General features: G+C 73.0%; 11 protein-coding genes. 5 read left to right on the top strand and 6 right to left on the bottom strand.

The features are described from left to right. Position 1: 1 nt before the first annotated feature. The 5 genes from sufC (at position 2) to OG403_RS26330 (ending at position 3,731) form a co-directional block, all read left to right on the top strand. Positions 2-766 (top strand): Fe-S cluster assembly ATPase SufC, encoded by a 765-nt coding sequence (sufC, locus tag OG403_RS26310; protein WP_329568489.1) that lies wholly within the window; start codon positions 2-4, stop codon positions 764-766. Between the two features lie 23 nt (positions 767-789). Next, positions 790-2,037 carry a cysteine desulfurase gene (locus tag OG403_RS26315; protein WP_442911090.1) on the top strand — a complete coding sequence of 416 codons (1,248 nt, stop codon included), beginning with the start codon at positions 790-792 and terminating at the stop codon, positions 2,035-2,037. A gap of 15 nt (positions 2,038-2,052) precedes the next feature. Then, complete coding sequence (gene sufU, locus OG403_RS26320; protein ID WP_329568493.1) at positions 2,053-2,505, top strand: Fe-S cluster assembly sulfur transfer protein SufU; 453 nt, start codon at positions 2,053-2,055, stop codon at positions 2,503-2,505. Positions 2,506-2,533: 28 nt separating this feature from the next. Next, entirely contained in the window at positions 2,534-2,941 is a 408-nt protein-coding gene (locus OG403_RS26325; protein ID WP_329568495.1) for a metal-sulfur cluster assembly factor, read from the top strand. A 130-nt stretch (positions 2,942-3,071) separates the two neighbouring features. Continuing rightward, positions 3,072-3,731 (top strand): Uma2 family endonuclease, encoded by a 660-nt coding sequence (locus OG403_RS26330; RefSeq protein WP_329568497.1) that lies wholly within the window; start codon positions 3,072-3,074, stop codon positions 3,729-3,731. Here OG403_RS26330 and OG403_RS26335 read toward each other — a convergent pair whose 3' ends face one another. The 6 genes from OG403_RS26335 to OG403_RS26360 all read right to left on the bottom strand — a co-directional run bounded on the left by OG403_RS26335 (position 3,732) and on the right by OG403_RS26360 (position 12,361). After that, a complete protein-coding gene (locus tag OG403_RS26335) occupies positions 3,732-4,478 on the bottom strand; it encodes a methyltransferase domain-containing protein (protein WP_329568498.1) in 747 nt (248 codons plus the stop codon). Between the two features lie 4 nt (positions 4,479-4,482). Further along, entirely contained in the window at positions 4,483-5,250 is a 768-nt protein-coding gene (locus OG403_RS26340) for an SDR family oxidoreductase (RefSeq protein WP_329568500.1), read from the bottom strand. After that, positions 5,247-6,107, bottom strand: coding sequence for a TauD/TfdA family dioxygenase (locus tag OG403_RS26345; RefSeq protein WP_329568501.1), 861 nt, complete (start codon positions 6,105-6,107; stop codon positions 5,247-5,249). Before OG403_RS26345 ends, OG403_RS26340 begins: the two co-directional genes overlap by 4 nt. Before the next feature lie 43 nt (positions 6,108-6,150). Beyond that, the gene (locus OG403_RS26350) at positions 6,151-7,413 is read right to left on the bottom strand and encodes an aspartate aminotransferase family protein (protein ID WP_329568503.1); all 1,263 of its coding nucleotides are present in this window, start codon (positions 7,411-7,413) and stop codon (positions 6,151-6,153) included. A gap of 86 nt (positions 7,414-7,499) precedes the next feature. Next, positions 7,500-11,792, bottom strand: a complete 4,293-nt coding sequence (locus OG403_RS26355) for an amino acid adenylation domain-containing protein (RefSeq protein WP_329568506.1) — start codon at positions 11,790-11,792, stop codon at positions 7,500-7,502. After that, the gene (locus OG403_RS26360; RefSeq protein WP_329568508.1) at positions 11,789-12,361 is read right to left on the bottom strand and encodes a DUF6309 family protein; all 573 of its coding nucleotides are present in this window, start codon (positions 12,359-12,361) and stop codon (positions 11,789-11,791) included. The genes OG403_RS26355 and OG403_RS26360 overlap by 4 nt, the downstream gene beginning before the upstream one ends. Positions 12,362-12,364 lie beyond the last annotated feature (3 nt).

Consider the following 12,364-nt stretch of genomic DNA (forward strand, 5'->3'; position numbering starts at 1 on the left):
CATGGCAACCCTTGAAATCCGTGACCTGCACGTCTCCGTCGAAACCGAGAGCGGCCCCCGCGAGATCCTGCGCGGCGTCGACCTGACGGTGAAGCAGGGCGAGACCCACGCCATCATGGGCCCCAACGGCTCCGGCAAGTCCACCCTGGCCTACACCCTGGCCGGGCACCCGAAGTACACCGTCACCGGTGGCGAGGTGCTGCTGGACGGCGAGGACGTGCTCGCCATGTCGGTGGACGAGCGCGCCCGGGCCGGCGTCTTCCTGGCCATGCAGTACCCGGTCGAGGTCCCCGGCGTCTCGGTCTCCAACTTCCTGCGCACCGCCGCCACCGCGATCCGCGGCGAGGCGCCGAAGCTGCGCCTGTGGGTGAAGGAGGTCAAGGAGGCCATGGCCGCGCTCCAGATGGACCCGGCCTTCGCCGAGCGCAACGTCAACGAGGGCTTCTCCGGCGGCGAGAAGAAGCGCCACGAGATCCTCCAGCTCGAGCTGCTCAAGCCGAAGATCGCGATCCTCGACGAGACCGACTCCGGTCTGGACGTCGACGCGCTGCGCCAGGTCTCCGAGGGCATCAACCGGGTCGCCTCCTCCGGTGAGGTCGGCACCCTGCTGGTCACCCACTACACCCGCATCCTGCGGTACATCAAGCCCGACTACGTCCACGTCTTCTCGGCCGGGCGGATCGTCGAGTCCGGCGGCGCCGAGCTCGCCGACAAGCTGGAGAACGAGGGCTACGAGGCTTACGTGAAGGGTGGCGCTTCCGAGTGACGATCATTCATCCCGGCTCGACGCTGACGGGTCTGCTCGACACCGACGCGATCCGCAAGGACTTCCCGATCCTGCAGCGCGTGCTGCACGACGGCAAGCCCCTGGTCTACCTGGACAACGCGGCCACCTCGCAGAAGCCGCGCCAGGTGCTGGACGCGCTCTCGGCGTACTACGAGCAGCACAACGCCAACGTCCACCGCGGTGTGCACGTGCTGGCCGAAGAGGCCACCGCGCTGTACGAGGGCGCCCGGGACAAGGTCGCGGCGTTCATCAACGCGCCCAGCCGGGACGAGGTGATCTTCACCAAGAACGCCTCGGAGTCGCTCAACCTGGTCGCCAACATGCTCGGTTGGGCCGACGAGCCGTACCGCGTGGACGCGGACGCGGAGATCGTCATCACCGAGATGGAGCACCACTCCAACATCGTGCCGTGGCAGCTGCTCTCGCAGCGCACCGGCGCGAAGCTGAAGTGGTTCGGGCTGACCGACGAGGGCCGGCTCGACCTGTCCGACATCGAGCAGCTGATCACCGAGAAGACGAAGATCGTCTCCTTCACGCTGGTCTCGAACCTGCTGGGCACGGTCAACCCGGTCGAGGCGATCGTCCGCCGCGCCCAGGACGTCGGCGCGCTGGTGCTGATCGACGCCTCGCAGGCGGCGCCGCACATGGTGCTGGACGTGCAGGCGCTGGAGGCCGACTTCGTCGCCTTCACCGGCCACAAGATGCTGGCGCCCACCGGCATCGGCGTGCTGTGGGGCCGTCAGGAACTCCTCGAGGACCTGCCGCCGTTCCTCGGCGGCGGCGAGATGATCGAGACCGTCACCATGGGCTCGTCCACCTACGCCCCGGCGCCGCACAAGTTCGAGGCCGGCACTCCGCCGATCGCCCAGGCGGTCGGGCTCGGCGCGGCCATCGACTACCTGTCCAACGTGGGCATGGAGAAGATCGCCGCCCACGAGCACGCGATCACCGAGTACGCGGTCGCCCGCCTGCAGGAGGTGCCGGACCTGCGGATCATCGGCCCGCGCACGGCCGTGGACCGCGGTGCGGCGATCTCCTTCGTGCTCGGCGACATCCACCCGCACGACGTGGGCCAGGTGCTGGACGAGCAGGGCATCGCGGTGCGCGTCGGCCACCACTGCGCCCGCCCGGTCTGCCTGCGGTACGGGGTTCCGGCCACCACCCGGGCGTCGTTCTACCTGTACTCGACGCCGGGCGAGGTCGATCTGCTGATCGACGGCCTGCACCACGTCCGCAACTTCTTCGGCTGAGGGTGTGACGCTGCCATGAAGCTCGACTCCATGTACCAGGAGATCATCCTGGACCACTACCGCAACCCCCACGGCAAGGGCCTGCGGGACGGCGACGCCGAGGTCCACCACGTCAACCCCACCTGCGGTGACGAGATCACCCTGCGGGTGCGGCTGGACGGCCCGGTGGTCGCGGACGTCTCCTACGAGTCGCAGGGCTGCTCGATCAGCCAGGCCAGCGCTTCGGTGCTGAACGACCTGGTGGTCGGAAAGCCGGTCGGCGAGGCCCAGGCGATCCAGGAGGCGTTCCTGGAACTGATGCAGAGCAAGGGCCAGGCCGAGGGCGACGAGGAGGTGCTGGAGGACGCGGTCGCGTTCGCCGGTGTCTCCAAGTACCCCGCCCGGGTCAAGTGCGCGCTGCTGAGCTGGATGGCCTGGAAGGACGCCACCGCGAAGGCGCTCGCCGAGCAGCCGGCCATCAACAACTGACTCCGAGCACGACGAGGACCGATTGAGCATGAGTGACACCGAGGCCGGCACCCCGGCCCCCCAGTCGGACGCCCAGTCCGACGCCCAGCCCGAGGGCCCGACCGTCATCGTCGGCACCACCGCCGGCACCGTCTCCGTCGAGGACCTCACCGAGGCCCTGATGGACGTGGTCGACCCCGAGCTCGGCATCGACGTGGTCAACCTGGGCCTGATCTACGGCATCCACATCGACGAGTCCGATGTGGCGACCATCGACATGACCCTCACCTCGGCGGCCTGCCCGCTGACCGACGTCATCGAGGACCAGGCCAAGACCGCGACCGACGGTCTGGTTCAGGACCTGCGGATCAACTGGGTCTGGATGCCGCCGTGGGGCCCGGACAAGATCACCGACGACGGGCGCGAGCAGCTGCGGGCGTTGGGCTTCAACGTCTGAGGCACTCGACCGAGCCGCGTCAACGCCGCTGCCGCGTGGGTCGCCCCTTCGGGGGAATGATCCACGCGGCAGTGGTGTATCCGCCTACCCTGGGCAATGCTGAGCCCGCGACCGTGGAGGGAGTGCCGAGGTGTCCGTAGCTGCGATCGCGCATTACATGCTGCCCGATTCCCCGTATGCGTTGTGGGTGCGGGGCGAGCTGGCCGATCATCTGCACCTGTCGAAGGACGGCACGCGGGTGGAGGTGATCGGAGGGGAGATGTTCGTGTCACCTGCGCCTGCCTTCGCGCACGCCGGGATCATCGCGACCATCCAGCGGGTGGTCGACGGTCGGGGATTTGTCGACCCTCAGTTCCCCTGGCGGAGCATGCAGATGCTCGGCCTCGACATGGTTGAGTTGGGCGACGGATACATCCCCGACCTTCTCGTCTTTCACGTCGACACCGAGACCAGGGCCTGGTCGGAGGACGCCAGGTTCCTCACCCCCCACCAGGTTGAGCTGGTCGTCGAAGTGACGTCGAAGTCGAACGCCCACAATGACCGCGAGCCGGTGGTCGGCCGTCGGGCTCGCGGTACCAGGTGGAGCGGCTACGCCCGCGCGGGGATCGCGCACTACCTGTTGATCGACCGCGATCCGAAGCAGCCGCAGATCACTCTCCACGGCAACCCGGATCGGTTCGCCGGGCGCTACGAGGAGCTGCTGACCTGGAAGTTCGGCGAGCTGGTGCAGCTGCCCGAGCCCTTGGGCTTCGAGTTCCGCACCGACCTCTGGCGTCCCTGGGAGGACTGATCAGGAGGTCGGATCCAGGTGCCGCCAGCGCACCGGGTCGAAGCCGGTGGCCGGTTGGGCAGTCGGGCGGGGTGGTGCGCGGTGGTCGGTGCAGTCCAGGACGAGGGCCTCGTTGCCGCCGGGCTGGAACTCGTAGTCGACCCGTCGCAGTCGGGTCGGGATGCCGTGGTCGGCCAGTTCCGCGCGCAGGTGGTCGAGGGCGGGGTAGCGCTGGTCGGTGGTGTGCAGTAGGAGTGGGAAGAGCCGCACCTGGTGGCGGGCCACCCGGGCCAGTTCGAGCAGGGCGGTCAGGTGGAAGGCCTCGTCGAGGCGGGCGCCGTAGGAGAACAGCAGGTGTGAGCTGAGCACCAGGTCGAAGGAGCGGTCGGCGAAGGGCAGTCGGGGCAGCGAGCCGGCGAGGTAGCGGTGCGGGTGCGCGGTGAGATCGGCGGCGAAGGTGCGCGCGGCCCGGGTGCGCAGCTCGGTGTAGCGGTCGACGTCGCCGAACCAACTCCAGACGAAGCTCGACGCGTTCGCCGCGACGAACGCGTGTTTGTGTTCGATCTCGCGCAGCACCAGCTCCCCCAACTGCGCCCGGCCGGAGCCGTACTGGGGGTCGACGGCGACGGCGTCGGTACCGCGGGCCCCGGCCAGGGCGACGAAGCTCGCCGCCCCGCCCGGGCAGTCCAGCACGCGCAGGGTGAGGTCGTGGTCCGAGAGCGCGAACATCGCGCGGTACTCGTCGAAGGAGCGGGCACTGACCAGCATCCGATCAGCCCCTTCCGATGAACGGCATCGTGGTCGGCAGCACGGTGAGGAACTGGACGTTGGTGTCCAGCGGCATCGACGCCATCAGCAGCAGGGCTTCGGTGAAGCGCGCGACCGGGATCGTCGCCTCCACGGCCATGCTCCCGTCGGCCTGCATCGCGGCCGGCTGCGGGCTCCCGTCCACCGGGGCCACGTTCCCGACGTCGATCTGCCCGCAGGCGATGCCGTACTGGCGGCCGTCCAGGGACAGCGCGCGGGTCAGGCCGAGCACGGCGTGCTTGGCGGTGGTGTAGGCGACGGAGTTCGGCCGTGGCGAATGTGCCGACGGGGCACCGTTGTTGATGATCCGGCCACCCATCGGCGACTGCCCGCGCATGGTGCGGAAGGCCTCCTGCGCGCAGAGGAAGGTGCCGGTGACCGTGGTGTCCATCACCCGGCTCCAGTCCTCGAACGGCACCTCGGCGACCGGTCGGCGCGCGGTGGCCGCGCCGGCGTTGTTGAACAGCAGGTCCACCCGGCCGAAGTGTTCGCGGACCGCGCCGAACAGAGCGGCGACCTGGTCCGGGTACCTGATGTCGGTCGGGAAGGCGGCGATCCGGCTCGGCTCGGCCGCCGCGAGGGCGAGGGTCTCCTTGAGCGCCTCCGCGCGCCGACCGGCCACGGCGACCGACCAGCCGGCGTCGAGCAGGGCGAGCGCGCTGGCCCGGCCGAGCCCGCTGCCGCCGCCGGTGACCAGGGCGATCCCGCCGTCGGGTCGAGCGTCGGTGCTCACCGGACCTCCGTGTTCATCCAGACCCGCAGCACCCGGCGGGCCTGCCGGCCCGGTTCGTCCTCGTAGGGCGAACGTCCGTGCAGGACCCGGCTGTTGCGGATGATCAGCAGGTCGCCTGCGGCCAGCCGCAGGCCGAAGGCGATCTCCGGCCGGTAGAGCACCTCGTCCAGGACGCCGAGGGCCTCCCACTGGCGCTCGCTCAGCGGCGGGCCGCCGCGCTCGGGGGAGGACCGCACGGTGCGGGTCTGGTAGTAGCAGCCCACGGTGCCGTCCGGCTGGGTGAAGAGGATCGGCGAGACGACGAGTTGCTGTCCGGCCCGGCCGCTGCGGTCGAAGGTCCACTCCTCGCCGAGGGTGGCCAGCACGTCCGGCCGTTCACGCGCGATGATGTCGCGCACGTTGCGCGCGCTCGCCAGCTTGGTGTTCCCGCCGCCGCGTACGGCCGGTTGCAGGCAGAGCAGGACGAGCAGGTCGCAGGTGTCGCAGTGGAACCCGAGCTCGGTGGCCCCGTCACCGTCGCGGTCGCGCAGCACCTGGGTCAGGTCGCCCTGGGCGTTCTGCGGCACGATCCGGCCGAACTCCCGCAGCACGAACGAGAGTCCCGCCACCAACCGGTCGTCCGGGGCGGCCGGGTCCATCAGGTTGCCCACGTGCGCGAAGCCCACCGACCGGGTGCCGGCGAGGACGAAGGCGCCCAGTGCCTTGCGCACCTGGTCGGCCCGGTCCCACCGCTCGGCCTGCGCGTCCGTCCACAGGAGGCGCCGGTCGGCGTCGCTGAGCGCCATCGACCAGAGTTCTCGTCGGGACGTCAGATCCTCGCTGCCCCAACCGATTTCGGTCACCGCTTCATCGGTCATGTCGCTGATCGCTCCTTCCGCTTCCATCCTCGGGGCCGGCCCCTCAGGCGCTCGCCACGGCCACGGCCACGGCCTTCGACCAGAGCGTCAGCGCCTCGTCGATCTGCTCGGCGGTGACCACCAGGGCCGGGATCATCCGGACCACGTTCAGGTGTGTTCCGCAGGTCAGCAGCAGCAGGCCGAGGTCGGCGGCGGCCTGCTGGGCGCGCCTGGCGGTGTCCGGGTCGGGGGAGCCGTCGGGCCGGCAGAACTCGTTGCCCAGCATGAGCCCCAGGCCGCGCACGTCGGCGACGGCCGGGACCTCGGCCGCGACCCGGCGCAGCCCCTCGGCCAGCCGCCGCCCCTGCTCGGCGGCGTTGTGCACGAGGTGCTCGTCGCGGATGACGTCCAGGGTGGCGAGCGCGGCGGCGCAGGCCACCGCGTTCCCGCCGTAGGTCCCGCCCTGGGATCCCGGCCGGGCCTTGCGCATCAGCGCGGTCGGCGCCGCGATCGCGGACAGCGGGAAGCCGCTGGCCAGCCCCTTGGCCGTGACCAGGACGTCCGGCACGATCGGGTCCTGCTGCTGGTGGGCCCAGAAGGTGCCGGTCCGGCCGAACCCGGTCTGGATCTCGTCGAGCACCAGCAGGATCCCGTGCCGGTCCGCGCGCTCGCGCAGACCGGCCAGGAAGCCGGGCGGGGCCGGGACGTAGCCGCCCTCGCCGAGCACCGGTTCGACGAACAGCGCGGCGGTCTCCTCGGGCGCGCTGACGGTGGCCAGCACGTGGTCCAGCCCGCGCAGGGCGTGCTCGACGGCCTGCTCCTCGGTCATCCCGAGCCGGAACGCGTAGGGGAACGGCGCCACCGCCACGCCCGGGATCAGCGGGCCGACGCCGGCGCGGAACCGGCTGCCCGCCGTGCTGAGGGCCGCCGCCCCCATGGTGCGCCCGTGGAACGAACCGTCGAAGACGATCACGTTCTGGCGGCCGGTGGCCTGCCGGGCGAGCCGCAGCGCGGCTTCCACCGCCTCGCTGCCGGAGCTGACGTAGAAGAGCGAGTCCAGGCCGGCCGGCAGCACCTCACCGAGCCGCTCGGTGAGGGTGAGCAGCGGTTCGTGCAGCACGGTCGTGTACTGGCCGTGGATCAGCCGGCCGGCCTGCCGCCGCACCGCCTCGACCACCCGGGGGTGGCAGTGGCCGGTGCTGGTCACCCCCACGCCGGAGGTGAAGTCGAGGTAGCGCCGGTCGTCGGCGTCGAAGAGGTGGACCCCCTCGCCACGGGTGGCGACGACGGGCGTGGCTTGCTTGAGCACCGGGGACAGTTGGGACACGGGCCTGCCTTCTGTTGGGCGGAACAAGCGGGTTGGTGCACCGCGCGCGGCCGGTGGCCTCGGGTGTCGGGCCGCGGCCTGGGCCCTCAGCCGGTCCGGCCGCAGACCACGGGCGCGGGCAGGAAGCCGGATTCGGTGGCCCAGGACAGGGCGGTGGACCACCATGCCGAGGTCGGCGCGGCGAAGCGCACCCCGAGGCGGTCGAGCACGGCGGTCGTGTACGAGCTGTCGGTGACGATGTTGCGGTCCGCCAACTGGGACCACGCCAGCGCCAGCCGGGCCTCGGTCGGATGGGCCGGTTCGGCGCGGGCCAGGGCGCGGGCGAACGTGTCGTCGTCGGTCAGCTCGATCGGGTAGCCGTGGTCGACGAGCCAGCCGACGAACTCGTCGTGCGGCACCTGGTACGGGGTCTCGACGTGGTAGACGCCGGGCGCGGCGTACGCAGCGGTGGCGATCGCGGCGATCCCCGCGGCCACGGTGTCGACGTGGGAGAACGCGAAGGTGGTGGTCGGCCGGCGCGGCGCCGCGCCGGCCAGCACGTAGCCGCGGACCAGCTGGTAGATCCGGTTGTCCCCGATGTTGCGCTGGAACGCGCCGGTCCGGCTGTGCGCCGCGATGTGGCCACTGCGGTGGATGTAGCTCTCCCGGCCGGTGGCCGCCCAGCGCCGGACGGCCTCCTCGGCGTTGAACTTCGCCCGCTCGTAGGGGGTGCGGAAGCTCTGGCCGATCCGCAGGTCGGCCTCGCTGAACCGGCGGGCCGGCCCCTCGACGCCGCCCGCCACCGCGAGGGTCGAGATGTGGTGGAAGCGGGCCCCGGGGGCCTGCGTGTCGATCCAGTCCAGCAGCCGCCGGACCGCGGCGTGGTTGGTCCGCTCCAACTCGGCGGGCGGGCCCACCAGGCGGACGTCCGCGGCGGCGTGGACGACGACCTGCGCGTCGCGGGCGCGGTCGAGCCCGGTCCGCGACAGCCCCAGGCCCGGCCGGTCGATGTCACCGGCGACCACCTCGACCCGGCCGGGTCCGGCGCCGAGCCGGCGGGCGGCGTCGGCGTCCTGCTCGGCGCGGACCAGGCAGGTGACCCGTGCGCCGCGCCCGAGGAACTCGGTGAGCAGCTGCCGGCCCAGGTAGCCGGTCGCGCCGGTGAGCAACACCCGGGCGGGTTCGGTCACTTCGCAGCGTTCGGGGCGGGTTCCGGGGCCGGGGTGCAGCAGCTGCCCGGAGGTCGAGGCCGGCATCCTGGTGGGCCGGTCGGCGGAGCTGCCGGCCGCGTTGCCGGCGGCGGTCGCCACCTGGCGGGCGAAGGCGGCGGTGATCCGGTCCGCGCGGTCGTGGGACAGCGTCGGCCAGGCGTACACCAGATCGGTCACCAGCCGGTCGCCGACGATGCGGGCGGTCAGGCGCAGCCGGTAGAGCGGGTCCCCGCCGGCGCACCGGGCGGTGCCGGCCTGCTCGGGCGCGACCGACCAGTCGAGCGACGGTTCGTCGGGCAGCCGGAAGGCCCCGAGGAAGTTGAACCCGATGTCGGGGCGCGGGCCTGCCGTGTCCATCGGCAGTTCGGGGGACTCCCGGACGCGGCGCCCGACCTCGCGCACCCGCTCGGCCGGCGCTGCCCGACCGGTGCCGTCGGTCGGGCCGGCCGGGTCGAGGTCCACCCACTTCACGGCCGTGAACCAGCCGACGGTGTCCAGGTACGCGCCGTCCTCGCCCGCGACCCCGCGGCCGTGGGTCTCGACCTCCACCCGCGGACCGGGCTCGCCGCCGCCGGCCGACCCGCCGCCGGCTGACACGGCGTCGGCCGATCCGCCGCCGGCTGACGCGGCATCGGCTGACACGGCGTCGGCGAAAGCCGACAGCAGGAACGCCTCGAGTCCCTGCCCCTGCCCGTACTGCCGCACCAGCCGGGCGGTCGCGCCCTCGCCGAGCGCCCAACCGAGGGCCACCGGCTCGGTGTTGCCGGCCGCGCCGGTCACCGGCGGGCGCGGCGCGAGCGGCCCGGCGCCCTCGTCCGTCGGGGGCAGCGCGGCGGCCCACCGGTAGAAGTCGTCGGTCGGGGGCAGCTCGGCCGGTCGGCCGGCCAGCGCCGCGCGGTACGCGAGGGCGAGGTCGTCCAGCAGGATCCGCCAGGAGAGGCCGTCGATCGCCAGGTGGTGCACGATCAGCGCCAGCCGGTCGTCGACGCCCTGCGGGCCGGTGAAGAGGTGGACCCGGATCATGCGGCCCGCCGCCGGGTCGAGGCTGCGGTGCAGTTCGGTGCAGACGCCGTCGACGGCCGCCGCCAGCGGGCCCGCCGACCGGGGGACGGCGGAGAAGGTCAGCACGTCCTGGTCGCCGACCGGGCGGGGCTCGCCGGGACCGTCCGGGTGGACGGGCTGCCGCAGGGCCGGGTGCCGCCGGAGCACGTCCTCGAGGGCCGCCGACAGCGCCGTGGCGTCGACGGCCACCCGGCAGCGCAGGACGAGCGACTGGTTCCAGTGCCGCGGGTCGTCGACCGGCTGGCGCAGCAGCCAGCGCTGGGCCGGCGCGAGCCGCCGGTGGCGGTGGCCGGTCGGGGCGGCGGTGGCCGGCTGGTCGGCCGCCAGCGGAACGGCTACGGAGGCCAGCAGGGTCGGTGTGGGGTGCTGGTAGAAGTCCTCGAAGGCGACCCGGAACCCGGCCCGGCGCAGCAGCGCGATGGTGCGCATGGCGAGGATCGAGTCCCCGCCGAGGCTCAGCACGTCGGCGTGCGGCCCGACCGAGGGCAGGCCGAGCGCACCGGCCCAGAGTTCCGCGATGGAGCGGACCAGCGACGGGTCGCCCCGGTCCGGGGTGGCGGCCGGTCCGCTGCGCACCGGTCGGGCCCGGTCCTCGATGATCCGGCCCACCAGGGCGGTGAGCCGCTCGCGGTCCAGCTTCCCGTTCGGGCCGATCGGGAAGCCGGGCAGCGCGAGGATCGGTTGCGGGACCGAGTACCCGGGTAACCGCTCGTGCAGCCGGGCCCGCAGCGCGCCGACCGCCTCGCTCTCGTCGCTCCCGCCCGACAGCCTGATCGCGGCCAGGAGTTGGTTGCCCGCCGGGGTCTCGCGGACGATCGCCGCGGCCTGGCCGATGCCGGGGAACTCCTCGATCGCCCGCTCGACCTCGGCGAGATCGACCCGGAAGCCCCGGATCTTGACCTGGCGGTCGGACCGGCCGAGGAAGACCAGGGTCCCGTCCGGCCGGCGGCGGCACACATCGCCCGTCCGGTACATCCGCTCCCCGTCGTGCCGCACGAAGCGGCGCGCGGTCTCCTCGGGCCGGCCGAAGTAGCCGGCGCTCACGCCCCGGCCGCCGATCAGCAGTTCACCCGGCGCCCCGTCGGGGACCGGCCGTCCGGCGCCGTCCAGCAGCCTGAGGTCCACCTCGCCGATCGCGGTCCCGATCGGCACCGTCGGCTCGTCCGCCGGCAGTTCGTCGGCCGTCGTGGCGAGGAAGCAGGTGGCGCCGACGGTCGTCTCGGTCGGGCCGTAGTGGTTGGCCAGCCGGTGCGTGACGCCGTCCGCCAGCAGCCCGGCGGCGAACGGCCGGGGCAGCGCCTCGCCGCCGAGCAGCACGGTGTGCAGGGCGGGGCTGTCGGCCGGGCGGCCGTCGAGCAGCGCCCGCAGGTGCGAGGGCGTGGTCTTCAGCACCGACACCGCGTTGCCGCGCAGCACGGCCCAGAACGCCGCCGGGTCGCGCACCTGGTGGTCCGGCACCACGTGCACCGAGCCCGCGGTCGCGAGCGCGAGCAGCCAGGCGGTGTGGCCGAGGTCGGCGGCCAGGGTGGTGACGTGCGCGATGCGCGGGGCCTGGGCGTCGGTGAACCCGAGCCGGTCGCGCAGCGATCGCGCGTAGTGCACCGCGTTGGCGTGGGTGACGGCCACGGCCTTCGGCTCGCCGCCCGACCCGGAGGTGAAGGAGAGGTACGCCGGATCCGTCTCCGCGCCCGGGGCGCTGCCGGGCAGTTCGGGAAGCGCGCTCGCCGCCCACGCGTCGATGTCCAGGACCTCGGTGCGGTGGGGCTGCGGTGCCCGGAACGACGGGTCCGTGCTGAGCGCGTGGCGGACCTCGACGGCGTCCAGGCGTCGGCGCAGGTCGGGGCCGGACCAGTCGGGGTCGGCCAGCACGGCGGCGGCGCCGGAGCGCAGCACCCCGTGCAGCAGGACGCAGCTGCGGGCGTCCCGGGGCCCGAGCAGGGCCACCCGGTCGCCGCGGCCGATGCCCAGGGCGCGCAGCCGGTCCGCGACGTGCTGCGCCAGCAGGTCCAGGGTGCGGTAGTCGAAGGAGCGGGTCCCGTCGGACAGCGCGGGCCGGTGCGGGTGGAGCTGGGCGTTGCGCGCCAGCAGATCGGTCAGCGACAGCGTGGACCGGATCGCAGCCGTCACGCTCGCTCCTCTCCGTGGGCCACGGGCGGTGTGGTGCCGGTCGGGCGGGTCTGCGGGGTGCCCGCGAGGTACGCGTCCAGCCGCGCCTCCTCGGGCAGCCGGTGGGACAGTTCCCAGGCGAGGGTGCGGTGCAGGCCGTCGAGGTGGATCAGGCCGTTCCTGACCCGCAGGTCGGCGTAGTGGTCGTGCGGCACCGGGCTGGTGCTGAGGTACACCGCGGTGAGCGGCGCCTGCCTCAGCAGTTCGAGCTTCGCCGCGCAGCACGGGTTCGCCTCGGTCCACCGCGCTCCGCCGTCCCGCACCCGGGCGGCGGCCTCGGCCACCGTCAGGCCGGTCCGCGGTACGAGTTCGAGCCGGCCGCCCTCGCTGAGGTGCCAGGGCAGCGTGATGCCGAGGACGTCCGCCCGCGAGAGCCGCACGTGCCACCAGCAGCCGAGCGACTTCTCGGCCCGTTCGAGGTTCTCCGCCCCGTCCCGGTTGGTGTTCGCCTCGTGCGCCCGTTCGACCGGGTGATCGCGCAGGTAGGTCTCCATGACCTCGGAGTACGTGACCGAGCTGACAATGTCCACGCT

It is taken from the genome of Kitasatospora sp. NBC_01266, from assembly GCF_036242395.1.
Classification (GTDB): Bacteria; Actinomycetota; Actinomycetes; order Streptomycetales; family Streptomycetaceae; genus Kitasatospora.

Coding starts and splice junctions, on each gene's coding strand:
- sufC (WP_329568489.1), top strand. CDS start 2: ATGGCAACCCTTGAAATCCGTGACCTGCACGTCTCCGTCGAAACCGAG.
- sufU (WP_329568493.1), top strand. CDS start 2,053: ATGAAGCTCGACTCCATGTACCAGGAGATCATCCTGGACCACTACCGC.
- OG403_RS26325 (WP_329568495.1), top strand. CDS start 2,534: ATGAGTGACACCGAGGCCGGCACCCCGGCCCCCCAGTCGGACGCCCAG.
- OG403_RS26335 (WP_329568498.1), bottom strand. CDS start 4,478: ATGCTGGTCAGTGCCCGCTCCTTCGACGAGTACCGCGCGATGTTCGCG.
- OG403_RS26345 (WP_329568501.1), bottom strand. CDS start 6,107: ATGACCGATGAAGCGGTGACCGAAATCGGTTGGGGCAGCGAGGATCTG.